This window comes from Achromobacter sp. ACM03 (genome assembly GCF_014851665.1).
In the GTDB taxonomy this organism is placed as follows: domain Bacteria; phylum Pseudomonadota; class Gammaproteobacteria; order Burkholderiales; family Burkholderiaceae_B; genus Achromobacter; species Achromobacter aegrifaciens.
Genome location: NZ_JACVAD010000007.1, coordinates 155,898 through 181,751, shown reverse-complemented (window position 1 = coordinate 181,751; position 25,854 = coordinate 155,898). Strand labels below are relative to the sequence as shown.

The 25,854-nt window shown below is 67.5% G+C and carries 23 protein-coding genes; 9 read left to right on the top strand and 14 right to left on the bottom strand.

Going from position 1 to position 25,854, the window contains the following annotated elements; all coding sequences use genetic code 11:
• The first annotated feature begins 20 nt into the window (after nt 1-20).
• Nucleotides 21-1,499 (top strand): PLP-dependent aminotransferase family protein, encoded by a 1,479-nt coding sequence (locus IB257_RS26200; protein WP_192493047.1) that lies wholly within the window; start codon nt 21-23, stop codon nt 1,497-1,499.
• On the opposite strand, the gene IB257_RS26195 is transcribed toward IB257_RS26200, so the two are convergent.
• From IB257_RS26195 to IB257_RS26175, 5 genes are read right to left on the bottom strand one after another with little or no spacing between them, the layout of a single operon-like run.
• Nucleotides 1,474-1,965, bottom strand: a complete 492-nt coding sequence (locus IB257_RS26195) for a MaoC family dehydratase (RefSeq protein ID WP_192493046.1) — start codon at nt 1,963-1,965, stop codon at nt 1,474-1,476. The two genes, IB257_RS26200 and IB257_RS26195, sit on opposite strands and share 26 nt — an antisense overlap.
• 7 nt (nt 1,966-1,972) lie before the next feature.
• Complete coding sequence (gene bktB, locus IB257_RS26190; RefSeq protein ID WP_175162688.1) at nt 1,973-3,157, bottom strand: beta-ketothiolase BktB; 1,185 nt, start codon at nt 3,155-3,157, stop codon at nt 1,973-1,975.
• Nucleotides 3,136-4,038: an SDR family NAD(P)-dependent oxidoreductase gene (locus tag IB257_RS26185; protein ID WP_175162690.1), complete on the bottom strand. Its 903-nt coding sequence runs from the start codon at nt 4,036-4,038 to the stop codon at nt 3,136-3,138. The genes bktB and IB257_RS26185 overlap by 22 nt, the downstream gene beginning before the upstream one ends.
• A gap of 23 nt (nt 4,039-4,061) precedes the next feature.
• Nucleotides 4,062-5,318 (bottom strand): CaiB/BaiF CoA-transferase family protein, encoded by a 1,257-nt coding sequence (locus tag IB257_RS26180; protein WP_175162692.1) that lies wholly within the window; start codon nt 5,316-5,318, stop codon nt 4,062-4,064.
• Between the two features lie 14 nt (nt 5,319-5,332).
• Nucleotides 5,333-6,310, bottom strand: coding sequence for a tripartite tricarboxylate transporter substrate binding protein (locus IB257_RS26175; RefSeq protein WP_192493045.1), 978 nt, complete (start codon nt 6,308-6,310; stop codon nt 5,333-5,335).
• Between the two features lie 97 nt (nt 6,311-6,407).
• On the opposite strand from IB257_RS26175, the gene IB257_RS26170 reads away from it, so the two are divergent.
• Nucleotides 6,408-7,370 carry a LysR family transcriptional regulator gene (locus IB257_RS26170; protein WP_225589217.1) on the top strand — a complete coding sequence of 321 codons (963 nt, stop codon included), beginning with the start codon at nt 6,408-6,410 and terminating at the stop codon, nt 7,368-7,370.
• On the opposite strand, the gene IB257_RS26165 is transcribed toward IB257_RS26170, so the two are convergent.
• Together IB257_RS26165 and IB257_RS26160 are read right to left on the bottom strand one after the other, a co-directional pair.
• The gene (locus tag IB257_RS26165) at nt 7,341-7,637 is read right to left on the bottom strand and encodes a hypothetical protein (RefSeq protein ID WP_125473095.1); all 297 of its coding nucleotides are present in this window, start codon (nt 7,635-7,637) and stop codon (nt 7,341-7,343) included. The two genes, IB257_RS26170 and IB257_RS26165, sit on opposite strands and share 30 nt — an antisense overlap.
• On the bottom strand, nt 7,637-8,269 hold the full coding sequence (locus tag IB257_RS26160; RefSeq protein WP_054458288.1) for a LysE family translocator: 633 nt from the start codon (nt 8,267-8,269) through the stop codon (nt 7,637-7,639). The genes IB257_RS26165 and IB257_RS26160 overlap by 1 nt, the downstream gene beginning before the upstream one ends.
• A 151-nt stretch (nt 8,270-8,420) precedes the next feature.
• On the opposite strand from IB257_RS26160, the gene IB257_RS26155 reads away from it, so the two are divergent.
• Nucleotides 8,421-9,236 (top strand): DUF72 domain-containing protein, encoded by an 816-nt coding sequence (locus IB257_RS26155; RefSeq protein ID WP_119452055.1) that lies wholly within the window; start codon nt 8,421-8,423, stop codon nt 9,234-9,236.
• Between the two features lie 4 nt (nt 9,237-9,240).
• Here the strand turns inward: IB257_RS26155 and gorA are convergent, their stop codons facing one another.
• Nucleotides 9,241-10,599, bottom strand: coding sequence for a glutathione-disulfide reductase (gene gorA, locus IB257_RS26150; protein ID WP_054458152.1), 1,359 nt, complete (start codon nt 10,597-10,599; stop codon nt 9,241-9,243).
• A gap of 172 nt (nt 10,600-10,771) precedes the next feature.
• Here gorA and IB257_RS26145 point away from each other — a divergent pair, with 172 nt between their 5' ends.
• Nucleotides 10,772-11,395: a LysE family translocator gene (locus IB257_RS26145; RefSeq protein ID WP_054458153.1), complete on the top strand. Its 624-nt coding sequence runs from the start codon at nt 10,772-10,774 to the stop codon at nt 11,393-11,395.
• A 7-nt stretch (nt 11,396-11,402) separates the two neighbouring features.
• On the opposite strand, the gene aceE is transcribed toward IB257_RS26145, so the two are convergent.
• The 3 genes from aceE to nirK all read right to left on the bottom strand — a co-directional run bounded on the left by aceE (nt 11,403) and on the right by nirK (nt 15,717).
• Complete coding sequence (gene aceE, locus IB257_RS26140) at nt 11,403-14,066, bottom strand: pyruvate dehydrogenase (acetyl-transferring), homodimeric type (RefSeq protein WP_192493044.1); 2,664 nt, start codon at nt 14,064-14,066, stop codon at nt 11,403-11,405.
• Between the two features lie 159 nt (nt 14,067-14,225).
• Nucleotides 14,226-14,552, bottom strand: coding sequence for a cytochrome c5 family protein (locus IB257_RS26135; RefSeq protein ID WP_054458155.1), 327 nt, complete (start codon nt 14,550-14,552; stop codon nt 14,226-14,228).
• Nucleotides 14,553-14,634: 82 nt separating this feature from the next.
• Entirely contained in the window at nt 14,635-15,717 is a 1,083-nt protein-coding gene (gene nirK, locus IB257_RS26130; protein WP_175214275.1) for a copper-containing nitrite reductase, read from the bottom strand.
• 156 nt (nt 15,718-15,873) lie between these two features.
• Between nirK and IB257_RS26125 the strand changes: the two genes are divergently transcribed.
• The gene (locus IB257_RS26125; RefSeq protein WP_054458157.1) at nt 15,874-16,698 is read left to right on the top strand and encodes a Crp/Fnr family transcriptional regulator; all 825 of its coding nucleotides are present in this window, start codon (nt 15,874-15,876) and stop codon (nt 16,696-16,698) included.
• Between the two features lie 17 nt (nt 16,699-16,715).
• Here the strand turns inward: IB257_RS26125 and IB257_RS26120 are convergent, their stop codons facing one another.
• Nucleotides 16,716-17,597 (bottom strand): SUMF1/EgtB/PvdO family nonheme iron enzyme, encoded by an 882-nt coding sequence (locus tag IB257_RS26120; RefSeq protein WP_119452058.1) that lies wholly within the window; start codon nt 17,595-17,597, stop codon nt 16,716-16,718.
• A gap of 72 nt (nt 17,598-17,669) precedes the next feature.
• Entirely contained in the window at nt 17,670-19,955 is a 2,286-nt protein-coding gene (locus IB257_RS26115) for a nitric-oxide reductase large subunit (protein WP_192493065.1), read from the bottom strand.
• A gap of 239 nt (nt 19,956-20,194) precedes the next feature.
• On the opposite strand from IB257_RS26115, the gene IB257_RS26110 reads away from it, so the two are divergent.
• Both IB257_RS26110 and IB257_RS26105 read left to right on the top strand, forming a co-directional pair.
• Nucleotides 20,195-20,653 (top strand): MarR family winged helix-turn-helix transcriptional regulator, encoded by a 459-nt coding sequence (locus tag IB257_RS26110; RefSeq protein WP_119452062.1) that lies wholly within the window; start codon nt 20,195-20,197, stop codon nt 20,651-20,653.
• The gene (locus tag IB257_RS26105) at nt 20,650-21,354 is read left to right on the top strand and encodes an aspartate/glutamate racemase family protein (RefSeq protein WP_175182302.1); all 705 of its coding nucleotides are present in this window, start codon (nt 20,650-20,652) and stop codon (nt 21,352-21,354) included. Before IB257_RS26110 ends, IB257_RS26105 begins: the two co-directional genes overlap by 4 nt.
• 10 nt (nt 21,355-21,364) lie before the next feature.
• On the opposite strand, the gene IB257_RS26100 is transcribed toward IB257_RS26105, so the two are convergent.
• The gene (locus IB257_RS26100) at nt 21,365-22,075 is read right to left on the bottom strand and encodes a Crp/Fnr family transcriptional regulator (RefSeq protein WP_054458159.1); all 711 of its coding nucleotides are present in this window, start codon (nt 22,073-22,075) and stop codon (nt 21,365-21,367) included.
• A 162-nt stretch (nt 22,076-22,237) separates the two neighbouring features.
• Between IB257_RS26100 and IB257_RS26095 the strand changes: the two genes are divergently transcribed.
• Together IB257_RS26095 and IB257_RS26090 are read left to right on the top strand one after the other, a co-directional pair.
• Entirely contained in the window at nt 22,238-23,893 is a 1,656-nt protein-coding gene (locus tag IB257_RS26095; RefSeq protein ID WP_054458160.1) for an acyl-CoA synthetase, read from the top strand.
• 37 nt (nt 23,894-23,930) lie between these two features.
• Nucleotides 23,931-25,700 (top strand): acyl-CoA dehydrogenase, encoded by a 1,770-nt coding sequence (locus IB257_RS26090; protein ID WP_192493043.1) that lies wholly within the window; start codon nt 23,931-23,933, stop codon nt 25,698-25,700.
• Nucleotides 25,701-25,854: the final 154 nt, after the last annotated feature.

Here is a 25,854-nt window from a genome sequence, read left to right as displayed (position 1 = left end):
AGAATTTTAATAGGGCCAAGATGAATACCCCCGCCCTGCTTTCCAGCCCGCTCACGCGCGGCCCCGGCGCCCTGCCGCGCCAGCGCCAACTGATCCAGCGCCTCAAGCAGGCGATCCTGGCCGGACAGCTGCCCGCGGGCGGCAAGCTGCCCTCGTCGCGCGCCTTGTCCGAGGAACTCGCCATCTCGCGCAACACGGTGCTGATCGCCTACGAACAGCTCACGGCCGAAGGCTACGTGATCGCCGACCGCCAGGGCACGCGGGTCGCTCCCCTGTCGGCCGCCGCGGCCATCGCCGCCAAGCGCGCGACGCCGCCCACGGACCAGCCCTCGCTCACCGCCAAGCGGCTGACGCGCATCGTCTCCACGCGCTACGCCCACGACGGTTCGCTGCCCATGACGCCCGGCACGCCTGCGCTGACGCAGTTTCCCATCAACGCATGGCGCCGCGCGCAGGACCGCGCGCTGCAAGCCGCCCCGGCCACGGCCCTGGGCTACGGCCATCCCGTGGGCGAGCCGGCGCTACGCGAAGCCATCGCCCAATACCTGCGCGTGTCGCGCGGCGTGCGCTGCGACGCCTCGCGCATCGTCATCACCGAAGGCGCCCAGGGCGCGCTGGCGCTCTGCGTGCAGCTGTTGACCAACCCTGGCGACACCGCCTGGCTGGAAGACCCCGGCTACCGCGGCGCCAAGTCCGCCTTCCATGGCGGCGACCTGGACGTGGTTGCCATGCGCGTGGACGCGGACGGCATCGTGATTCCCGAAAGCGCCTGGCAGGAACGCCCGCCCCGCCTCATCCAGACAACGCCGTCGCACCAGTACCCGACCGGCGCGGTGCTGTCCCTGCCGCGCCGCCTGGGCTTGATCGAGCGCGCCCGCCAGGCCGGCGCCTGGATCATCGAGGACGACTACGACAGCGAATTCCGCCACCAGGGCGAACCCATCGCCGCCATGCAGGGCCTGGTCGAGGACGCGCCGGTGCTGTACGTGGGCACCTTCAGCAAGACCATGTGCCCGGCGCTGCGCCTGGGTTTCGTGGTGCTGCCCGAAGCCATCGCCGCGCAGGCGATGCCATCCATCATCGAGATGCTGCGCGGCGGCCACCGGCTGGAACAGCTGACCATGGCGGCCTTCATGGAAAACGGCCAGTTCTCGCGCCACCTGGGCCGCATGCGGCGCCTGTACCGAGAACGGCAGGGAGCATTGCGCGAGGCGCTGGCGGCGCATTTGGGGATCGAACACGAAGTCCTGGGCGGACATTCCGGGCTGCATCTGACGGTGCGGCTGCCTGCTGCATATCCCGACCGGGAGATCGTGGAACAGGCGCGCAAGATCGGGATGAATCCGGGCGCGTTGTCCTCGTTCGCGGTGGCGCCGCGGGCGGAGGACAATGGCCTGGTGATCGGATATGGCAATACCGGAGCCGAGCGGTTCGCGGGCCTGGTGCGCAGGCTCCGCGACGTGACGTTGGGACTCAAGGGCTCCCGTACCACACCATGATCAGCCAGTCGGCATGCACCGACGGCCTGAGCGTCCCCTCCGCCTGGATCGCGACCTTCCAGGCGCAGCGGGCCATGCCCGTGCCGGTCTCCACGACCTCGGCCAAGGAAAAGCTGGCGGCCACGCGCGTGCCGGAAACCACGGGCGCGGTGAAGCGGACCCTGTCGAATCCGTAATTCAGCAACATCGCTGCGCCCGGAAAGGCGATGCAGCTGTTCTGCCAGTGCGTCAGCAGCGACAGCGCCAGAAAGCCATGCGCGATGGTGTCGCCATAGGGGGATTCCGCTTGCGCGCGCAGCCGGTCCACATGGATCCACTGCGTATCGAGCGTGACCTGCGCGAACCGGTCGATCATGTCCTGATCGATCAGCAGCGCGTCGGAAACAATGGGAGGCTGCCCCACGGCGTTCAGCAAGGACTGGATCGAGTCGAACGGCAGAGGAGATGCAACAGGATTGCGTGTCATGGCGGCTTCAGATGCGTTCAAAGATTGCGGCGATGCCCTGCCCGCCGCCTATGCACATGGTGACCAGCGCGTACCGTCCGCCGATGCGCTCGAGTTCGTGCAAGGCCTTGACAGCGATGATCGCGCCCGTGGCTCCCACCGGATGCCCCAGCGCAATGCCCGAACCATTGGGATTGACCTTGGCCGGATCCAGATCCAGTTCGCTCGCCACCGCGCAGGCCTGCGCCGCAAAGGCCTCGTTGGACTCGATCACATCCATATCGGCGGCGGACAGGCCTGCCTTGGCCAGGGCGGCGCGCACGGCGGGAACCGGGCCCATGCCCATGTAGCGCGGGTCCACGCCGGCATGGGCGTAAGCAAGCAGGCGGGCCATGGGGCGCGCGCCCAGGGCCAGCGCCTCGGCACGCTCCATCAGTACCAGCGCGGCCGCACCGTCATTGATGCCGGAGGAGTTGCCCGCCGTGACCGTGCCATCGTCGGAAGAAAATACGGGCCTCAGGGCGGCCAGGTCCGACGGCGCGATGTCGGCGCGGACGTGCTCGTCCTGCGCGAACACAATGGGCTTGCGGCCGGGCGTCGTGATGGCCACGAGCTGCGCGTCGAAGCGGCCTTCGGCCACGGCGCGCGCGGCGCGGCGGTGGCTCTCCAGCGCCAGCGCATCCTGCGCGTCCCGCGTAATGCCGTAGCGCCTGGCGACGTTTTCCGCCGTGACGCCCATGTGGATGCGGTGGAACGGATCATGCAAGGCGCCCAGCAGCATATCGGTCATCGGCGCATCGCCCATGCGCGCGCCGAAGCGCAGCGCCGATGTGGCGTACGGCGCGCGCGACATGCTCTCGGCGCCGCCCGCCACCGCGACCTTGCAGTCGCCCAGCAGGATGGACTGCGCCGCCGAAACGACCGCCTGCAATCCCGAGCCGCACAAGCGGTTGACGTTGAATGCCGGCGTGCCGTCGGCGCAACCGGCCTCGATCGCCGCCACCCGCGACAAGTACAGGTCACGCGCTTCGGTCGTGATGACCTGGCCGAAGCAGACGTGCTCGATCTGCGCAGGCGCCAGGCCCGCGCGCGCCACGGCGGCTTTCAACACCTCGGCGGCCAGCGCCGTGGGCGGGACGTCCTTCAGGCTCTTGCCGAAACTGCCGATGGGCGTGCGCACGCCAGACAGGACTACAACTTCTCGGTTTCGCATGCCAGGGCCTTGGCGATCTCGTGGCGCAACTGGTCGAAACCGGTGGCGGGAACCGTTTCCTGCGCGCGGTCGGACACTTCGTCCAGGCGGCCGATCAGGGCCTGCGCGGACAACTCCTCTCCACTCAGATGGATACCGCGGGTCATGGTGATATTGGCCTGCTCGAAACTGCCCGCGCCCGCCATCAGAATGGTCCGGGTGGGCGCGTTTTCGGCCACCAGGGCAACCAGGGCGGGACTGACCGAGTCCGGCGTCAACAAGGCCAGCGCCTGCTCATCGAGCAGGCCTTCGGTCATGGCCGTGGCGGCCGTCGGCGCCAGGCAATTCACGCGCACGCCGTAGCGCTCGCCTTCGAGGGCAAGGGTCTGCATCAGGCCGACCAGCGCCATCTTCGCCGCGCCGTAATTGGCCTGGCCGAAGTTGCCATAGAGTCCCGAGGACGAGGTGGTCATGACGATGCGGCCATAGTTCTGTTCGCGCATGGCGTTCCACACCGCCTGGGTGCAATGCACCGCGCCCATCAGATGGACCTCGATCACGAGGCGGAAGTCCTCCAGGCTCATCTTGGCGAAGGTCTTGTCGCGCAGGATGCCCGCGTTGTTGACCAGGATGTCGACGCGCCCCCAATTTGCGATGGCCGCCTGCACCATCGCCTCGGCCTGCTGCGGCTGGGTCACGTCGGCGCCATGCGCCATGGCGTCCCCGCCAGCCGCGCGGATCGCGTCCACCACGGCCTGGGCCGGCGAGTCCGGCCGGTCGGCGCCCAGGTCGTTCACCAGCACCTTGGCGCCGTGCTGCGCAAGCTCCAGCGCATGCGAGCGGCCCAATCCACGCCCGGCTCCGGTCACGATGGCGACGCGGCCTTGCAAAAGTTGAGTCATAGAGTCTCCGGATGAATGGTTGTTCAGGGGATCAGGGGAAGCGCGGTGTCGGCCTGGGTCCGCAGGACGCCGGCGCGCTCGAGCTCGGCTATCGCGGCGTCGTCCAGGCCCACGCGCCTGAGCACCTCGCGCGTGCCCTCGCCCAGCGCGGGAGCGCCTGCCTGAGTCGGGCCGCCGTCCTGCTCGAAGGCAAAGCCTAGCCCATGCGTGCGCAGCTCGCGTCCACCCTGGTGAAAACGATGATCAGGCAGGCTCACGCAACCGGTAGCGTCCGCCTCGTCGAGGAACTCCTCGAGCTTTCTCACTTTGGCCGCGGGCACGCCGGCCTGGCTGAGCAGGTCCTCGAGCTGCGCGGCGCTGCGGGTCGAAAACGCGGCTCTCAGCCGTTGCACCACGTACTCGCGGTCGTTCGGCACCACGAATCCGTTGGGCAGGTTGAAGGCATCCAGATCCAGCGCCCTGGCGTCGCTGCACAGCGCCTCCACTCCGATGGCGGCGGTCAACTTGCGGAATTGTTCCGGCGTGTTCGCGGCCACCGCCAGCCAGCCGTCCGCACAGCGGTAGGTATCGGCCGCGGGACTGCCGGTGTAGCCCCGGTTGCCGACCCGGCGCGTCGGCGTGCCGTCGCTCAGGTAGGCGCAGGTATTGGTGTACATCAGCGCCAGCGAGGCCTGGACCATGGACGCGTCGATGTATTGCCCGGCGCCTTCGCGCAGTCTGCGATGCAGCGCCGACACGATGGACAGCGCGCCCAGCATGCCCACGGCCACGTCGATCACCGGAAAGCCCACTTTCAGCGGCGGCGCGTCGTCGCCCTCGCCCGACATCATCATCATGCCGGTCATCGCCTGGACCACATGGTCGTAGGCGCCGCGCTGCGACCAGGCCCCTTGCTGGCCAAAGCCCGAGATGGAGCAATACACGATGTCGGGCTTGACCGCCTTGATCGAGGCGTAGTCCAGCCCGTAGCGCGCCACCACGCCCGGCCTGAAGTTTTCGATGAACACATCGGCCGAGGCGGCCAGCGAGCGCAGCAGGTCCGCGCCCTGGCGGGTCCGGATGTCCAGCGCCAGCGATTGCTTGCCGGCGTTGATGGCCGCGAATCCGGTGGGCGTGTCGGTGTCGACGCCGTTCTTCATCGAGCGCAGGACTTCGCCCGCCAGGGGCGGTTCGACCTTGATGACTTCAGCGCCCAGTTGCGCCAGATAAAACGAAGCGAGAGGACCGGCGATCACGTGCGACAAGTCGAGCACGCGTACGCCTTCAAGAGGCTTGGCCATGGATTTCCTGCGGGTCAGCCGGCGGTGATGCCGGTCAGTTTGATGATTTCAGCCCATTTGCGGGCCTCGCTGCGCACGAACGACGCGGCGGCTTCCGGGCTGTCGCTTTGGATCACGCTGACGCCTGCCGCCTCGAAGTTGCTCTTGACGCCCGGGTCCTTGAGCGACGCCGTGGTTGCGCCATAGAGCTTGTCGGCCACCTCGGCGCTCGATTTGCGCGGCAGCCAGAAGGCGAACCAGAATTCCTGGACCGCCAGATCGCTGCCCAGGATCTCCCGCAGCGTGGGCACGCCGGCAAGCTCAGCCATGGGTTCGCGGCTGGTCACGGCCAGCGCGCGCAGCCGGCCGCCCTGCACCTGCGGCACGGCGGTCCCGGCAATGGCGAAGGCGAAATCCGTGTCCCCGCGCAGCAGCGAGGTTGGGATCTCCACCGACCCCTTGAACGGAACGTGCGTGGCTTCGGCCCCCAGCAGCGTGACGAAGGTCGCGCCGCCCAGATGCGCGGCCGATCCGATGCCGCCCGAGGCGTAGTTCATCTTGCCCGGTTGCGCCTTCAGGGCGGCGATCAGGTCTTGCGCCGTGCGGTAGGGTGACTTGGCGGACACGACCAGGACGCTGGGCGAGGCGCCGATCACCGTGACCGGCAGAAAGTCCTGCTCGGGATCGAACATCAGGCTCGGCTGCAGGGCTTTCTGGATCAGGTGCGAGTTGGAACCCAGCAGCACGGTATAGCCGTCGGGCGCAGCCTGGGCCACGTATTGGGCGGCCAGCACGCCGCCCGCGCCCACCTTGTTCTCCACCACGATGGTCTGACCCATCCTGGCGCCGAGCACCGGGCCGAATTGCCGCACCATGATGTCGGGTCCCCCGCCAGCGGCATAGGGCACGACGACGCGCACGGCCCGCGACGGATAGCTCTCTGCGGCGCTCGCCATGGAACGGAACATCATGCCCGCGCCAAGGGCGCCCAGGCAAAAAGTACGACGTTGCATGTTGTCTCCTTGTTATGCGGGCAGGATAGGCGATCGCAGCTAATCAAAAAATTGATATATTTTGATATAGCGATAACTTTCAGTTCTATCTCAACCCATGACCGGCGCCATCGAACCCGACCATCTGGTATCCAAGCTGCGCTTTCGCCATCTGCGCATGCTGCAAGTGGTGCAGAGCACGGGCAGCCTGCGCGCCGCGAGCCAGGCGCTCAACTTGACGCAACCCGCGCTGAGCAAGGCGCTGACGGAAGTCGAAAGCGCGTTTGGCTTTGCCTTGTTCCTGCGCACCGCGCGCGGCCTGAAACCGACACCGCAAGGAGAGGTGGTGCTGCGCGGCGCCGCGCTGTTGCTTGAAGAGCTTGGACATCTGCGCGCCGACGCCCAGACCGCCGATCGCTACGCGGCGAAGATCCGCATCGGCGCGCCGCCCTTCCTGGCGCAGACCTACTTGCGCGGCGTGGTCGAGAAACTGGTGAACCATGCCAGGCCGATGCGCGTGCAATTGCTCGAAGAACGCGTGCCCGCCCTGCTCCACGCGCTGGAGCTGGGCGAAATCGACGCGCTGATTTCCACTTTCCCGCTGCAGATGCTGGAATCCGGGGCGGCCGCGTTTCAGTACGTCAAATTGTTTGAAGTGCAGTTCGCGGTGATTGCGGCCGCCAGCCATCCGCTGGTCCGTGCGCGGCGCGTGGACTGGGCCAGCCTGGCACGGGAACGTTGGGTAATGCCGGCCGAAGGATCCATGGGCCGCAAGCTGATTGAAGACTGCTTCACCCATGCCGGCCTGCCCGCGCCCCTGCCCGTGGTGGAATCCACCAGCCCCACCACCGGCGTGCAGTTCGTCGCCAGCGGCCTGGGCATCGGCATCGTGCCGGACATGGCCCTCATCCGCGACACTGTGGCCCCCGCGGGCGCGGTCAAGCAGATACGCGCGCACCCGGAACCGCCTTCCAGCGTGGTGGCCTTGATAACCCGGAAGGGACCATCCAATCCCCGCGTCGACCTCTTGCGGGAAGCGCTTGGAGAAGCGCTAGGCGCCCAGTCCGCCCAGCAGCAGTAGCGCGACGATCACCCAGAACAGGAATCCGATGATCGAACGGCGCAGCAGCGCCTTGACCGCGGCCCACAGGCACATCAGCCCCAGCACCAGCAGGATGAAATTGAAGATCGACGGGCTCATGCCCATTGCGCCGGCCAGTCCCGAGTAGAAATCGCCGAAGGCATGGCCCAGGCCGCCCAGCAGCCACTTCAAGCCCGCGACGACGCTGCGCAGCGCCTCGCCCAGCATGCCGCCCAAGGACGCAAAGAAACCGTCTTCGGCCTGCATCAGCGGCGGTTATCCATCAGCATGCGTACCGCCAGCCCGGCCAGCACCGTGCCCATCAACCAGCGCTGCACCACCATCCACAAGGGGCGGCCCGCCAGGAACCCGGCGATGGAACCGGCCATGATGGCGATCAGCGCATTGACCGTCAGGCTGATCACAACCTGCGTCATGCCCAGCGCCAGCGACTGCGTGAACACGCTGCCGCGCTCGGGCTGGATGAACTGCGGCAGCAGCGACACGTACATGATCGCGATCTTGGGATTGAGCAGATTGGTCACCAGCCCCATCGTGAACAGCGTGCGCGGGCTGCTCTTGGGCAGTTCGCGCACCTCGAACGGCGAACGCCCGCCCGGGCGCAGCGCCTGCCAGGCCATGTACAGCAGGTACAGCGCGCCGCCGATGCGCAGCGCGTCGTAGGCGTAGGGCACCGCCATCAGCAGCGCCGTGATGCCGAACGCCGCGCAGAGCACGTAGAAGACGAAGCCGACCGCCACGCCCCCCAGCGAAATCAGGCCCGCCTGCGCGCCCTGCGAGATGGAACGGGATACCAGGTAGATCATGTTGGGCCCGGGTGTGAGCACCATGCCCAGGGCAACCAGGGCGAACGTCATCAGATGGGTAAGGTCGGGCATGATGGGCCGGCGCGGGGCAGCGCGGAAAGTGGAAACGTGAATCCACACCTTAGCGCAAAACTGTATCGGAACAGCGAACTTCCGGCGGGGGTTTGCGGACCAGTGGCGCCGGCGATACAGTTGTCCGGTTCCCACGCCTGGAGGGCCGGCCATGCCGCAAGCGCATTCTCATCCGAAAGACGGCGCCATCCGCATCGGTATCGGCGGCTGGACCTACGCCCCCTGGCGCGGCGTCTTCTACCCCGAAAACCTGCCGCATGCGCGCGAACTGGAATACGCCAGCAGCCAGCTCACCGCCATCGAGATCAACGGCACCTACTACAGTACCCAGAAGCCGGCCACCTTCGCCAAATGGCGCGATGAGACGCCCGCAGGCTTCGTGTTTTCGCTGAAGGCCTCGCGCTACGCGACCAACCGCCGCGAACTGGCGGGCGCCAAGGATTCGATCCACCGCTTCGTGCACAGCGGCATCGCCGAACTGGGCCCCAAGCTGGGGCCCATCGTCTGGCAGTTCGCGCCGACCAAGGTATTCGATGCGGACGATTTCGGCGCCTTCCTCGCGCTGCTGCCGGACAAGGTGGACGGCTTGCCGCTGCGCCACGTACTGGACGTGCGCCATGACAGCTTCGCCTGCGAGGAATACCTGGAGCTGGCGCGGCGCCACGGCGCGGCCACCGTCTACACGGACAGCGAGGACTACCCGTCCATCGCCGACCGTACCGCCGCTTTCGTCTATGCGCGGCTGATGCGCGCCAGCACGGCCTACAAGGCGGGCTACCCGCCCAAGGCGCTGGACGCCTGGGCGGACCGCCTGCGCAGCTGGGCCCGCGGCGGCCACCCGGCCGACCTGCCGCTCACCGGCGCCCCGGAAAAAAAGGCGCGGCCGGGAGACGTCTTTGCGTTCTTCATCAATGGCGCGAAGGAACGCGCGCCGATGGCGGCGCGCGCCATGATCGAACGGCTGTAGCGCCTTATTGGGCGACCGGCGTGCGCAGGGTCACGAACTCTTCGGCAGCCGTGGGATGGATGCCGATGGTCTCGTCGAACACCTGCTTGGTCGCGCCGGCCTTCAGCGCGATCGCGATGCCCTGCACGATCTCGCCCGCGTCCGGGCCGACCATGTGCACGCCCAGCACGCGGTCGGTCTTGGCGTCCACGATCAGCTTCATCAGCGTCTTTTCCTGCGACTCGGTCAGCGTCAGCTTCATGGGCCGGAAGCGGCTTTCGAACAGCTTGACCTCGTGGCCGGCGGCGCGCGCCTCTTCCGTCGTCATGCCCACCGTGCCGATGTTCGGCAGGCTGAACACGGCGGTCGGAATCAGCTGGTAGTCGACCTTGCGGTATTCCTCGGGACGGAACAGGCGCCGCGCCACCGCCATGCCTTCGGCCAGCGCCACGGGCGTCAGCGGCACACGGCCGATCACGTCGCCGATGGCCAGGATGGAGGGCTCGGCCGTGCGGTATTCGTCGTCCACCTCGATGAAACCGCCCTTGCCCAGCTTGACCGCCGTGTTCTCCAGGCCCAGGTTGTCCAGCATGGGCCGGCGGCCAGTGGCGTAGAACACGCAATCGGCCTCGACCACGGAGCCGTCCTTCAGCGTGGCGGCCAGCGTGCCGTCGGCCTGCTTGTCGATGCGCGTCACTTCCGAATTGAAGCGCAGGTCGATGCCCTTTTTCACCAGTTCGTCGCGCAGATGCTCGCGCACGCCCTGGTCAAAGCCGCGCAGGAACAACGGACCACGGTAGACCTGCGTGGTCTGCGCGCCCATGCCGTTGAAAATGGAGGCGAATTCCACGGCGATATAGCCGCCGCCCACCACCAGCACGCGGCGCGGCAGTTCCTTCAGGAAGAAGGCTTCGTTCGACGTGGTGGCGTGTTCCTTGCCCGGAATGTCCGGCACCTGGGGCCAGCCGCCGGTCGCCACCAGGATATTGGCGGCGCGGTAGGATTTGCCGTTGATCTCGACCGTGTGCGGATCGAGGATGCGGGCGTGGCCTTCCAGCAGGGTGACGCCGCTATTGACCAGCAAATTGCGATAAATGCCGTTAAGACGTTCGATTTCCCGGTTCTTGTTCGCGATCAGCGTGGGCCAGTCGAAGCTGGGCTCGCCGGCGTTCCAGCCGAAGCCGCGGGCCTGCTCGAAGTCCTCGCTGTAGTGCGCGCCATAGACCAGCAGCTTCTTGGGCACGCAGCCCACGTTCACGCAGGTGCCGCCCAGGTAACGGCTTTCCGCCACCGCCACGCGCGCGCCGAAGCCCGCCGCGAAACGCGCCGCGCGCACGCCGCCGGAGCCCGCGCCGATCACAAACAGATCAAAATCGAATGCCATGATGTTTCCTTCGCGCGCCCTTGCAGGCCCGCGCTCACTGTCCGGGGAAAACCGTATTTAACACCACCCGGCGCCCGCGCCCGGCCACGTCCGGTTTGCAGGCGGCCGCGATTGCTATACAGTGGCCCGCAGGCTGGCCGCCGCGCGCAGCCCCACCCCTGGAGCAGATCCCATGTCGCTTGAAACCTGGCTGGCCTTCCTGGGCGCGTCCGCCCTCCTCGTGATGCTGCCCGGCCCCACGATACTCACCGTCATCAGCTACTCCATTGCGCAAGGCCGGCGCGCACGCCTGCCGCTGGTGCTGGCGGTGGCGCTGGGCGACTCCACCGCCCTGCTGCTGTCGCTGCTGGGCCTGGGCGCCCTGCTGGCGGCGTCGGCGTTCTGGTTCACGGTGGTCAAGATCGTGGGCGGCCTGTACCTGCTGTACCTGGGCTTCAAGCTGCTGCGCGCCGGCGTGTCGCCGGCGACCCTGCCCACGGCCACTGCCTCGGGTTCGCGCTGGAAGCTGTTCGCCAACACCTATCTGGTGACGGCGCTGAACCCCAAGGGCATCATCTTCTTCGTGGCTTTCCTGCCGCAGTTCATCGATCCGGTAGGCGACGTGACGCGCCAGCTCTGGATCCTGTCGGCCACCTTCGTCGCCTGCGCCGGCATCAACGCCACGGCCTATGCCATCTTTGCCGGGTCCGCCCGGCGCCTGTTGGCCTCGCCCCGCGCCCAGCGCGGCTTCAACCTGGGCGGCGGCGCCCTGCTGTCCGCCGCCGGGATCTGGGCCTTGCTGGCGCGGCGCGTCTAGCCTGCCCCTAGGGCCGCGCCGCGGATACGGCCTCCGGGTCGATGCCGTAGCGGGCGATGGCGTCGGCCGCGCGCTCGTGCGGCATCAGTCCGTCGTCCGCCAGCGCCTTCAGGGCCGCCAGCGCGATGTGATGCCGGTCCACCTCGAAGTAGGCCCGCAGGGCTGCCCGCGTGTCTGACCGGCCAAAGCCGTCGGTCCCCAGCGTGACATAGCGGCGGTCCTGCATGAACGGACGTATCTGTTCGGCCACCGTCTTCATGTAGTCGGTGGCGGCCACCACCGGCCCCTCGCTGTCCGCCAGGACCGTCTCCGCGTAGCCGGCGCGCCTGTTCTCCAGCGGATGCAGGCGGCTCCAGCGCTCCGCTTCCTGGCCGTCGCGGCCCAGTTCCGAATAGCTGGTCACGCTCCACACGTCGGCCGCCACGCCGAAGTCCTGCCGCAGCAGCTCTGCCGCCGCCAGCGTTTCGCCCAGGATCGCGCCGCTGCCCAACAACTGCACCCGCAGCGCGCCGTCGCCGCCTTCGCGCAGGCGGTACATGCCGCGCAGGATGCCCTCCTCGGCGCCCTGCGGCATGGGCGGATGCGCGGTCTTCTCGTTGATCAGCGTCAGGTAGTAAAAGACGTCTTCTTCGTCCTGGTACATGCGACGCATGCCGTCCTGCACGATCACCGCGATCTCGTAGGCGTAGGCCGGGTCGTAGGCCACGCATGAAGGGATGACCGAGGCCAGCACGTGGCTGTGGCCGTCGTCGTGCTGCAGTCCTTCGCCTTCCAGCGTGGTGCGTCCGGAGGTCGCGCCCAGCAGGAAGCCGCGCGCGCGGATGTCGCCCGCCGCCCAGGCCAGGTCGCCCACGCGCTGGAAGCCGAACATGGAGTAGAAGATGTAGAACGGAATCGTGGCCGCGCCGTGCGTGCTGTGCGCGGTGGCGGCCGCGATCCACGAGGCCATCGCGCCCGACTCGTTGATGCCTTCCTGCAGGATCTGGCCGCGCCGGTCTTCGCGGTAGACGCTCAACTGGTCTGCGTCCTGCGGCGTGTACAGCTGCCCCACGTGCGAATAAATGCCCACCTGCCGGAACATGCCGTCCATGCCGAAGGTGCGCGACTCGTCGGGCACGATGGGCACCACGCGCTGGCCGATGGCGGGGTCCTTGAGCAATTGCGCCAGCACCCGCACAAAGGCCATCGTGGTCGAGAACTCGCGGCCGTCGCTGCCCTTCAGGTGCGCGGAGAACGCCTCCAGCGGCGGCGTGGCCAGCGGCCCGGGTCCAGCCTGCCGCCGCGGCAGATGGCCGCCCGCGCGCGCGATCGCGGCATCGAAATAGGTCCGCTCGGCGCTGCCGGGCGCGGGCTTGATGTAGGGGATCTGTTCCAGCAGATCGTCGGGCACCGGGATGGAGAAGCGGTCGCGGAAGGCGCGCACGGCCGGATCCGCCATCTTCTTCTGCTGGTGATTGGTGTTGGCAGCCTCGCCCGCCGCGCCCATGCCATAGCCCTTGACGGTCTTGGCCAGGATGACGGTGGGCTGGCCACGATGGGCCAGCGCCGAGGCGTAGGCGGCATAGATCTTGGCCGGATCATGGCCGCCGCGGTTGAGCGCGCCGATTTCCTCATCGCTCAGGTGCGCCACGCGCTCCAGCAGCACCGGGTCAGCGCCGAAGAAATGTTCGCGCACGTATGCGCCGCCGCGCGCCTTGAACACCTGGTACTCGCCGTCCACGCACTGCATCATTCGCCGGCGCAGGCGGCCGTCATGGTCTTGCGCCAGCAGCGCGTCCCAGCCGGCTCCCCAGATCACCTTGATGACGTTCCAACCGGCGCCGCGGTACACGCTTTCCAGTTCCTGGATGATCTTGGCGTTGCCGCGCACCGGGCCGTCCAGGCGCTGCAGATTGCAGTTCACCACGAAGATCAGGTTGTCCAGTTTTTCGCGGCCGGCCATCGCCACCGCCGCCAGCGTCTCGGGCTGGTCCTGTTCGCCGTCGCCCAGAAAGCCCCAGACCTTGCGGCCTTGCGCGGGGATCAGCTCGCGGTCTTCCAGGTAGCGCATGTAGCGCGCCTGATAGGCGGCCATCAGCGGTCCCAGTCCCATCGACACGGTCGGGAACTGCCAGAACCCGGGCATGGTGCGCGGATGCGGATAGGACGCCAACCCGCCGCCGGCCGTCTCGCGCCGGAAGCGGTCGAGTTCTTCCTCGGAAATGCGGCCCTCCAGATAGGCGCGCGCATAGATGCCGGGCGCGGAATGACCCTGGATGTACAGCATGTCACCCAGGAAGTCCGGCGTGGCCGCACGGAAGAAGTGGCGAAAGCCGGTTTCGTACAGTGTCGTGGCCGAGGCGTAGGTCGCGATGTGTCCGCCCACGCCCGAGGTCTTGCCCGCGCGCAGCACCATGGCCATGGCGTTCCAGCGCAGATAGGCGTCCAGCCGCAGCTCGATGCCCATGTCGCCCGGAAACGAACCCTGCTCCGCTGGCCGGATCGTGTTGACGTAGGGCGTGGCGTTCGGCGCGGCATAGCCGCCGTGGCCGGCGCGGTCCTGGCCGATCAGTTGGTCCAGCAGATAGTGGGTGCGCGGCCGGCCCTCGTGGGCCAGCACGGCCTGCATGGCCTCCAGCCATTCCTGGGTTTCCTGCGGGTCGGCGTCGGTCGGTTCTGTCGGGGTGTCCATGGCGTCCTCCTGGTGGGCGCGAAGGCGGCATCCCGGTGTACGGCCGCCGTCATTTCGCATCGTGAATTGCAATTGCATAATGTGCAATTGCAATCGTATGGAGGAATTCTAATAATTGCAAGTGCAACTATTTCAGGACAGGTCCCCAGGCCCTCCCCGCTAGCGGGACGCAGCCATCATGAATTCCACCGCGGCCCTCAGGGTCGGTTCGTCCGCGGACGAGCCGCCGCGCGGCGGCATCGCGCCCTTGCCCTTGAGCACGGTGGCCAACAGCGCATCCGTGCCCTGCGCAATAAAGGGCGACCAGGCTTGCTTGTCGCCCAGCCTGGGCGCATTGGCGACCCCGCTGGCGTGGCATACGACACAGGCGGACTTGTAGAGCTTTTCGCCCGCGGGGTTGATGGCGGCCAGCGACTCGGCCCCCGCTTGCGCGACGGGCAGGCTGGCCAGGGCGGCGGCGAACGCAATTCGATACAGCGAGGACATGGCAAGGCTCCGAAAGGAAAAAGCGTGACGGCGTAGCGGACAGACAAGGGCAAGGCGCGCCACGCGCGCCCTGCCGCCGCGCTCAGCGCGGGATCGGACCCGGCGCCTTGATCTGCTTCATCAGGTCGTCATTCCATTTGCCCTCGACCTTGATATGCCCGGCCGCGCCCAGTTCGAAGGCTTCGATCAGGTTGTGGTTCAGGTAGGCGTACACGCCGGGCTGCTTGAAGGTGTAGAGCGCCGCGCCCGCCGAACCGCCGCGGATGAACCAGGTCTCCAGGTCCTTCTGCGGCGGGTTGGCGAACTTGCCGGTTTCCCAGACCCAGTCGCCATGGCCGCCGATCAGATGCGGGCGCGTATCGCGATTGGCCTGCGAATGGATCAGGAGCACCGTCTCGCCGACCTTGGCCGTGAGCGCGTTCGCCCCCGTCAAGGCCCCGACCTTGCCATTGAAGACGATGTGCGACGGCGTCAGCGTGCGCATGACTTCGACCGTGTCGCCATAGCTTTCCGCCAGGGTCGCGTAGTCCTTGAATTTGCCGTTCGCGTCCTTGGGGATGTACAGGTCGAACTCGCCTATGGTGTAGGCACGGTCGTAGCGCAGCGGCTTGCCCTGCGGATCCTTCAGTCCGTCGCGCGGCAGCACCATCAGCGTGCCGCTCATGCCCGCCACCACGTGCCAGGGCACCATGCCTTCGGGCGCACAGTGGTAGACGAAGGTGCCGCTGCGATCCGCCTTGAAGCGCAGCGTGGCCTGCTCGCCCGGGTTCACGTTGGTGAGCTTGGCCCCGCCCAGCGCGCCGGTGGCGGCGTGGAAATCCACGTTGTGCGGCATGGCGTTGGTGGCCGGATTGACCAGGGTCAGTTCGACATAATCGCCTTCATGCACCACCAGGGTCGGACCGGGCATGGACCCGTTGAACGTCATTGCCTGCAAGGTCGTGCCCTTGTCATCGATGACCATCTTCTTCTCCTCGATGGTCATCGTGAATTCGATCACCTTGGGACCCGAACGGGCCACCTGCTCATGCGGGTGGACCATGGGCGGGGCGACCAGCGCAACCTTGGCGCGTTCCAGTTGATCGGCGTTCTGGGCGGCTGCCGGGCCGCCCGCCATCGCTGCGATCAATGCCATGGCAAGCAAGGTGGGGCGCAAAGCGTTCATGTGCAACTCCTGTTCGGGTTTCTGCAACGCCGAGTCTGTCGGCGCTTCCATTGAAGGCTCGCCACCTTTTGCGTTCTTTGCTGTAGCGCAAACTTCAGACCAGCTTGCGAGCCGCCGTGCATTGCCGCCGCGCGGCCGCGATGTCACCATCAAGGCATGGACCCTCCACACGCTTCCGGGCAGCCTGCGGCGTCGTCGCCCCTGTGCCATGCCCTGCTTCGCAACCTGGATCTGTTCAGGCCCTTGTCCGATGCGCAGCTGGACGCCGCGCTGCGCGGCGCGGTGCCTTGCCGCCTGGAGGCCGGCGCCTTGGCCTATCGCCAGGGCGCCGCTGCCGCGCATTTTTTCGTGCTGCTGCATGGCTGCCTGAAGGTGGCGCAGCTGACGCCGGAGGGCGAACAGGTCGTGGTGCGCTACGTGAATCCCGGCGACATGTTCGGGCTGGCCTGCGCCATGCGGCAGCCCTGCTATCCGGCTACGGTGCAGACCGTACAGGAAAGCGTCTGCCTGGCGTGGCCGGCCACGGCCTGGGAACGCTTCATCGCCTGCCATCCCCAGTTGGGCGCGGCCGCACTGCAAACCATGGGACAGCGCTTGCAGGACGCGCACGTCCGCATCCAGGAGCTGTCCACCGATGAAGTCGAGCAACGGGTCGCGCGCGCCATCCTGAGGCTGGTGCAGCAATCCGGCCAGCCCATGCAGGACGGCATCGGCATCGGCTTTCCCATCACCCGCCAGGACATCGCCGAAATGACCGGCACCACCTTGCACACGGTCAGCCGGCTGCTCAGCGACTGGAAGCAGCGCGGCATCGTCTCGGCCGGACGCAAGCGCGTGGTGCTGCGCTCGCCCGCCGCCTTGGCCCGCCTGGGCGAGCACGCCGCGCCCGCCGTGGATTGCTCGGCCTGCCTGTCCTGTCGCCACGGGTCGCCGGCCGCGGACGAGGCCTGCGACGCGAGCGCCGAGCTGGCCGGCGCATAGCGCGCAGGCAACGCGGCCTAGCCGGGTTCCAGCACCAGCCGCAGCCCCAGGTTGGCGGGCGGCACGCCGACCGAACACGCGCCGCCCTTGGGGTCGCGGATGAAATCGGGCAGATACGCGACGTGCCTGCCGGCCGCGACGCGTATGCCGCAGTTGCGGCTTTCCTGCTCCTGCTCCTGCGCCGCATTGCCGCTTGCGCCATCGCGCAGCCCGTCCAGCACGCGCCGCGCATGGCAATCGTCGGTCCAGTCCCACACGCTGCCCGCCATGTCCATTAGGCCGGCGCGGTTGCGGCCATAGGCGCCGAAGGCGCGCACCGTGACGTCGCCCTGCGCGCCGCGCAGGCTCTGTTGTTCGTATTCCGCCAGCCAGCGCTGCGCCGGGTCGCTGCCATCGGGCAAGGCCGGCAAGACGTCCGCGCGATAGGCTTCGCCCGCCGCGTAGACCCATTCGGCATAGCTGGGCAGGCGCAGGCGCCTGCCGGTGCGTTCGGACAGCCACGCAGCATAGGCAACCGCGTCGGTCCAGCTGATGCCTACCGCGGGCAGGTCGGGCGCAACCGCCTGGCGCTGCGCGGGATCCAACGCCTTGCATGCGCCGGCCTCCACGCACGCTGCGTATTCGGCCTGGCTGACCTGTCGTGTCATGATGACCAGGCCATCCGGATAGCGCGCGACGCGCGGCGCGGGCGTGGCGGGATAGCCGTTGCGCAAGGCCTCGCCCGGCGGCACGTAGCTCACCTCGCCCGGCGGCAGCCGCGTGATTTCCGGCAACGCAAAACGGGCCCCGTCCTGGGGCCCGCAAGCGGTCAACAGCAATGAAACGATGACGGTCGGCAGGATGCGCATGCGGCGGTTCTCCGGAATGCCCGCGCCGGTCGGGCGCGGGCTGGATTCCATTGGACCGGCTGCCGCGGCCGGGCTCTTTGCGCTGAAGCAAAGAGCCCGACGCTCGCCGCGCGCCGCGCGCCGCTACCCGCGCGCCGCCTTGGCCTGCAGGCGCGGCTCGGCCAGCGCGGGCTTGCCGCTCAGAAGGCCCAGGATCACCTGCATCACGATGGCCAGCGCGCCCAGCAGGAACACCACGTCGCCGAAGGTGCGGCCCCAGCGCAGGTTCTGCAGCAGCTCCTGCTGCATGAAGCCTTCGCTGCGGGCGTACCACATGCCCTCGCTGACGCTGGCGTGGAACTGGATCAGCCCCACCGGCAGCAGGCTGGTGAAGATCATCAGCGCGAGGCCCAGGTTCATGCCCCAGAACGCCAGCTTCATCAAACCGGGGCTCAGCGCGTACTGCGGACGGATGTAGCGCAGCACCAGCAGGGTGAAGCCCAGCGCCAGGAAGCCATACACGCCGAACAGGGCCGCGTGCGCGTGCACCGGCGTGGTGTTCAGGCCCTGGATGTAGTACAGCGAAACGGGCGGGTTGATCATGAAGCCGAAGACGCCCGCGCCCAGCATGTTCCAGAAGGCCACGGCGACGAAGCACATCAGCGGCCACTTCAGGTTTTCCATCCAGGGCGCGCGGGTCTTCAGGCGCCAGTTCTCCCAGGCCTCATGACCCAGCACGATGAGCGGCACCACTTCCAGCGCCGAGAAGCTGGCGCCGATGGCCATCACGGGCGTGGTAGTGCCGGCGAAGTACAGGTGGTGGAAGGTGCCGGGTATGCCGCCCAGCATGAAGAGCGAGGCCGAGGCCAGGCTGGCCGTGGTGGCCATGCGGCGCGACACCAGGCCCAGCGTGGAGAAGATGAAGGCCAGCGCCGTGGTCGCGAAGACTTCGAAAAAGCCTTCCACCCACAGGTGCACGATCCACCAGCGCCAGTACTCCATCACCGTCAGGTGCGTGCGTTCGCCGTAGAAGAAGCCGGCGCCGTAGAACAGGCCGATGGCGCCGACCGAAGCGGTCAGGAGCGCCAGCAGATTCTTGTCCCCGCCCGGCGTGCGCAGCGCCGGCACGATGCCGCGCAGCATCAGCACCAGCCAGAAGCAGATGCCCGCGAACTTGCCGATCTGCCACAGGCGGCCCAGGTCCACGTATTCATAGCCCTGGTGGCCCAGCCAGAAGTTCAGGTCCGGCGGCATGATCTGCGCGATCGCGAGGTAGTTCCCGGTGAACGATCCGACCACCACCAGCACCAGCGCCCAGAACAGGATGTCGACGCCAAGCTTCTGGAACTTGGGATCGCGCCCGCCGTTGATCAACGGCGCCAGGAACAGACCGGCGGCCAGGAAGCCCGTGGCGATCCAGAACAGCGCGCTCTGGATATGCCAGGTGCGCACCAGCGAATACGGGAACCACTGCGACAGGTCGACGCCATAGAACTTCTGCCCTTCGACGGTGTAGTGCGCGGTGAAGGCGCCCAGCAGCACCTGGAAGCCGAACAGCGCCACCACCAGGAACAGGTACTTGCCCAGGGCGCGCTGCGACGGCGTCAGGGCGAAGGTGGTCAGCGGGTCCTTGGCTGGCGCCAGCGGCTCGTCGTCTTCCTTGCCGCGCAGGAAAGCCCAGGCCCAGACCAGGAAGCCGATGCCGGCCAGCAGCACCACCACGCTGAGGATGGACCACATGACGTTTTCGGCGCTGGGCACGTTGTCGATCAGGGGTTCATGCGGCCAGTTGTTGGTGTAGGTGACGTTCTTGCCTTCACGCTCGGTGGCCGCGGCCCATGCCGTCCAGAAGAAGAAATGCGTGAGCTGGGTGCGGCGCGCGGCGTCGGGCAGCGTGTTTTCCTTCATCGCGAAATTTTCGCGGCTGCGGTGCAGCGCGGGCGCGTCGGAGAACAGCTGGTCGTAATAGGCGGCGGTCTGCGCCATGGCGCGCGCGCGCCGCGGGCTCACCGCCAGCGTGTCGGTGGCGGCGTCGCTGCGGTTGGCGCGGTATTCGGCCTTCAGTTCCGCACGCAGCGCTGCCTGGGCGCCCGCGTCCAGCTGCGCATAGTCCCGGCCGTGCTGCTCGCGCGCGGCCAGGTCCAGCCAGGCGGTCAGTTCACGGTGCAGCCAGTCGGCCGTCCAGTCCGGCGCCTGGTAGGCGCCGTGTCCCCAGACCGATCCCAGCTGCATGCCGCCGACCGATTGCCAGGCGGTCTGGCCGTCCAGGATGTCGTCGCGACCGAACAGCGGTTTGCCGTCGGTCGTCACGACCTGCCCGGGAATCGGCGGCGCCTGGCGATAGACCTCGCCGCCGTAGAAGCCCAGCAATGCGAACGTGACCGCCAATACGGCGATCAAGGTGAACCATAATTTCCGATACGGACCCATGATGGGAACGCCCTCCAGTGTTGCGGTTTTGGGGTACGTACCCATATGCGAATTCCGTGCCAGGAAAAATCCCATGCAAATCATGGCATTGCAATTCACACGGTTTTTTTCACCGTGGCCAGCCAGGGTATAAATCACCAATAAAGGGTTGTTTGGACCGCGAAATGCTGGCGTCGCGCCTGGCGCCCGCCTCTTACAATCCCCGCAGCATTCCCACCTCTTTCAAAGGAACCGACCGCATGGCCACGGGCAAGCCCGATGCGTGGAGCCTCTTCCTGACCGCGCATGCGCTGGTAGTGGAAGAAATCGAAAAGCGCCTGTCAGCCGCCGGCCTGCCGCCGCTGGCCTGGTATGACGCCTTATGGGCGCTGGAGCGCGCGCCCGACGGCACGGCCAGGATGTTCGAGATCGCCGAGCGCATGGTGATCGCGCGCTACAACCTGACGCGCCTGATGGACCGCATCGAGGCCGAAGGCCTGGTCGAACGCTTCCGCTCGGACGAAGACCGCCGCGCCACCTACGCCCGCCTCACGCCCAAGGGCCGCGCGCTGCGCCGCGAGATGTGGAAGGTCTACGGCCCCGCCGTCGACGAACTGTTCCTGTCGCGGCTGCCGCAGGCGCAGCAAGACGCCATGGCGGCGAGCTTCCTGGACATCGCGCGCCACGTGCGCGCATCCAACAAGGAGTCTGCTGAATGAACGCCACGCCCCTGCACATCGGCATCGTCGCCTGCTCGGCGGAAGGCGCCGCGCTTTGCTACCGCACGCTGTGCGCGGAAGGCGCCCAGCGCCTGGGCCCGCACGCGCACCCGGAGATTTCGCTGCACACGCATTCGCTGGCGGACTATGTCGCCTGCCTGGACCAGGCCGACCTGGCCGGGGTGGGCGCGCTGATGCAGTCGTCGGCGGGCAAGCTGGCGCGCGCGGGCGCGGATTTCCTGATCTGCCCGGACAACACCATCCACCAGGCGCTGGACCATGTGCTGCCGCAGTCGCCCCTGCCCTGGCTGCATATCGCCGAAGAGGTCGCGGCCGAAGCCCAGGCGCGCGGCTTGCGCCGCATCGGCATCCTGGGCACGCGCTGGCTGGTGGACAGCAGCGTCTATCCGGACAAGCTGGAAGCGCGCGGGCTGCAATGGTTGCGGCCGGCGCAAGCGGACCGCGACACGCTGGCCCGCGTCATCATGGATGAACTGGTGTACGGCGTGTTCAAGCCGGAATCCGTGGCGAAGCTGCAAGCCGTGATCGAGCGCCTGCGCGAGGCTGGCTGCGACGCCGTGGTACTGGGCTGCACCGAGTTGCCGCTGGTGCTGAACGACGGCAATTCGGCCCTGCCCACGCTGGATTCGACCCGCATCCTGGCGCGCGCCGCGCTCACCCGCGCCTTGCGCGGCGCCTGATCCGGCGCCCTCAGATCTGGTCCAGGCCGTATTGGCGCAAGCGCTCCAGGTCCAGCACCTTGATCTGGTTGTAGGCCAGCGCCAGGATGCCCTGGTCGGCCAGCGTCTGCAGCGCCTGGTTGACCCGCTGGCGCGACAGGCCCGTCAGATAGCCTAGTTCTTCCTGCGAGATCGCCAGCGTCAGATCGGTGGACGGATACAGCTGCGGATTGAACAGCTGCGCCAGCGACTGCGCCACGCGCGCGTCCGCATCCAGCAAACGGTGGTTCTGGATGGAAGCGATGAACTCGCCCATGCGGTTGTTCAACTGGCCGATGACGAAATGCGAAAAAGGCAGGCTGGCCGACAACAGCGCATGGAAGGTGGCCGTAGGCACCAGCAACACCAGCGACGGCTGGATCGCCACCACGTCGTACTTGCGCAGTTCGCGCTTGATGACGCTGCCCTCGCCGAACCAGCCGCCCGGCGGCACGCCCGAAAAGGTGCAGCTGCGGCCCGATTCGTTGTAGATGGCCAGCTTCAACAGACCCGTGTGCACGCCCAGCCAATAGTCCGACGGCGCATTGCGCCGCGCGATCCAGGCGCCGTTGGGCACGTGTTCGGCGCGCGCGGTCGCCAGCACCAGATCCTGGTGGCGGGCCTCCAGCGCGGTAAACCAGGCACAGGATCCGAACAGGCCGGCCAGTTCCTCGGCGGAAACGATGTTTGAAACGTCGGACATGGGAATAACTGTGTAAAACTTGGGGAAGCCAGGTCGGCCGGCCGTCTGTCATGCAGGTGACAGACAGCATTTTCGGCGGCCCCGTAAGCTAGGGCAAGCGACGGGGATCAAACTCCCCGCACACGGATAAGGGACGCCTGCGCGTCCCAACTGGAGACAAGCATGAGCGGTATGTTCGACCGCGGCCTTGAGCGCCGCGAAGCCAACTACGAAGCCCTGACCCCGGTGGATTTCATCGCGCGCGCAGCCCAGGTCTATGGCCAGCGGCTGGCCATCGTCCACGGCGAGGTGCGGCGCAACTGGGCCCAGACCTACGAGCGCGCGCAGCGCCTGGCCGGCGCGCTGGCGCAAGCCGGCATCAAGCGCGGCGACACCGTGGCCGTGATGCTGCCCAACATTCCCGCCATGGTCGAAGCCCATTTCGGCGTGCCCATGCTGGGCGCGGTGCTCAATACCCTGAATACCCGCCTGGACACCCCCAGCGTGCTGTTCATGCTGGGCCACGGCGAAGCGCAGGCGCTGATCGTGGACACGGAGTACGCCGAACTCGCCCAGCGCGCCCGGGCCGAGTTCCCGCACCTGAAGCTCATTTCGGTGCACGACCTGGAAACCGCCCCGGCGGAGCTGCCCGGCGCGGTCGATTACGAAGCCTTCCTGGCCGGCGCCCCTGCCCGCTACGACTGGAAGCCCCCCGCGGACGAATGGGACGCCATCGCACTGAATTACACGTCCGGCACCACCGGCGATCCCAAGGGTGTGGTCTACCACTACCGCGGCGCCTACCTGAACGCCATCAGCAACATCCTCGAATGGGACATGCCCAAGCATCCGGTCTATCTGTGGACCCTGCCGCTGTTCCACTGCAACGGCTGGTGCTTTGCCTGGACGGTCGCCGCGCGCGCCGGCGTCAACGTGTGCCTGCGCAAGTTCGATCCGCAGACCGTGTTCGACCTGATCCGCAATGAAGGCGTCACCCATTATTGCGGCGCGCCCATCGTGCAGAGCGCGCTGGCCAACGCGCCGGCCGAACTGCGCGCCGGCATCGACCACACGGTGCGCACCATGGTGGCGGGCGCCGCGCCCGCGCCCGCCGTCATCGCCAAGATGCGCGACATCGGTTTCGAATTGACCCATGTGTACGGTCTGACCGAAGTCTATGGACCCGCAGCCGTGTGCGCCCGCCAGGAAGCCTGGGACGCGCTGGACGAGGAAGAGCGCGCGCTGCGCAATGCGCGCCAGGGCGTGCGCTACCACCTGCAGGCGGGCGTATCCGTGCGCGATCCCGACACCATGGAAGAGGTGCCGGCCGACGAGCAGACCGTGGGCGAAGTCATGTTCCGCGGCAACATCTGCATGAAGGGCTATCTGAAGAATGAACGCGCCACCGAACAGGCTTTCGCCGGCGGCTGGTTCCGCACCGGCGACCTGGGCGTGATGACGGCCGACGGCTACGTCCGCATCAAGGACCGCAGCAAGGACATCATCATTTCCGGCGGCGAGAACATCTCCAGCATCGAAGTGGAAGACGCGCTCTACCGCCATCCCGCGGTGGCGGCGGTGGCCGTAGTAGCCATGCCCGACCCCAAATGGGGCGAAACCCCTTGCGCCTTCGTCGAGCTCAAGCCCGGCTGCAGCGCCACCGCCGAAGAGATCATCGCGCACTGCAAGCTGCTGCTGCCCGGCTTCAAGGTGCCGCGCGCGGTGCGCTTCGGCGAACTGCCCAAGACCTCCACCGGCAAGATCCAGAAATTCGAACTGCGCGCCGCCGTCGGCGCGACCAAGGCCATCGACGTGGCCGGCCCCGGCAAGGCCGGTTGAATCCCACGTTTCCATCCCATCCAGGAGCTCCGACGCCATGACGTACCAAGCCCCCGTGAAAGACATGCTGTTCGTGCTGAACCACCTTGCGGGCCTGCCGCAAGTTGCCGCGCTGCCCGGCTTCGAGGAAGCCACGCCCGACACCACCCAGGCCGTGCTGGAAGAATCCGCCCGCTATGCCGGCGACGTGCTGGCGCCGCTGAACCATGCAGCCGACCGCGAGCCCAGCTCCTGGCGCGACGGCGCCGTCACCACTTCGCCTGGCTTCAAGCAAGCCTTCGACATGTACGCGGAGGCCGGCTGGCAAGGCATGACGCATCCGGTGGAATACGGCGGCCAGGGCCTGCCCGGCCTGATCGGTTCGCCCTGCTCGGAAATGCTGAACGCCGCTAACCTGTCGTTCGCGTTGTGCCCGCTGCTGACCAATGGCGCGATCGAGGCGCTGCTGACGGCGGGTTCGCCTGAACTGAAGCAGCGCTTCATCGAGCCCATGATTTCCGGACGCTGGACCGGCACCATGAACCTGACCGAGCCACAGGCAGGCTCGGACCTGGCCATGGTGCGGTCACGCGCGCAACCCGTGGGCGACGGCACCTACCGCATCTCGGGCACCAAGATCTTCATCACCTACGGCGAACACGATCTGGCCGAGAACATCCTGCACCTGGTGCTGGCGCGCCTGCCCGACGCGCCCGAAGGCGTCAAAGGCATTTCGCTGTTCCTGGTGCCCAAGTTCCTGGTCAACGAAGACGGCACGCTGGGCGCGCGCAACGATGTCCATTGCGTGTCGATCGAACACAAGCTGGGCATCAAGGCCAGCCCCACCTGCACGCTGCAGTTCGGCGACGCGGGCGGCGCGCTGGGCTATCTGGTGGGACAGGAAAACCGCGGCCTGGACGCCATGTTCATCATGATGAATGCCGCGCGCTACGCGGTAGGCGTGCAGGGCGTGGCCGTCGCCGACCGCGCCCACCAGCACGCGCTGGCCTATGCCGCCGAGCGCGTGCAGAGCCGCCCGGTGGACGGTTCGTCCAAGGACGCGGTGGCCATCATCCAGCACCCCGACGTGCGGCGCATGCTGGGCACGATGCGCGCCCTGACCGAGGCCGGCCGCGCGCTGGCCTACTACACCGCGGGGCATGCCGATCTGGCGCACGCCAGCCCGGACGCCGAAGCCCGCAAGCGCCATCTGGCGGTGCAGGAATACCTGGTGCCGATCGTCAAGGGCTGGTGCACCGAGATGTCCATCGACGTGGCCAGCCTGGGCGTGCAGGTGCACGGCGGCATGGGCTTCATCGAGGAAACCGGCGCGGCGCAGTACTACCGCGACGCGCGCATCCTCACGATCTACGAGGGCACCACGGCGATCCAGGCCAACGACCTGGTGGGCCGCAAGACCCTGCGCGACGGCGGCGCAGTCGCCCGCGCCCTGCTGGCGGAAGTCGGCAAGACCGAAGCGGCGCTGGAAGCCCGCAGCGAATCCGCTGCCCGCCTGATGTTGACGCCGCTGCGCCAGGCCCGCGCGGCGCTGGCCGACGCCATCGACTTCGTGCTGGCCAACGCCGCCAGCCGCCCCAACGCCGTGTTCGCGGCCGCCGTGCCGTATCTGCTGCTGGCGGGCACCACCTTTGCCGGCTGGCAGATGGCGCGAGCGCTGCTGGCCAGCCTGGACCTGCGCCAGGAAGACCCTGCCTTCCACGACGCCAAGATCGCGACCGCGCAATGCTATGCGCTGCATAAGCTGAGCCAGGCGCCTGGGATGGCGGCGGTGGTGCTGGGATCTGGAGAGTATGAGGTGCAGCCGTAGCTGTTTGTGGTGCGTTACGGGCCCTTGATACATGAGGGTCTCGTCTGAGGTCTCATTGGCGATTGGCTTCGGAGTCGCGTCCCAGTGCTCCGTAGGCCGCTCGTCGGCGCGGGCGCCTGAGTGGCGGGCGCCCACGATTGCGGTCCGGAGCGTT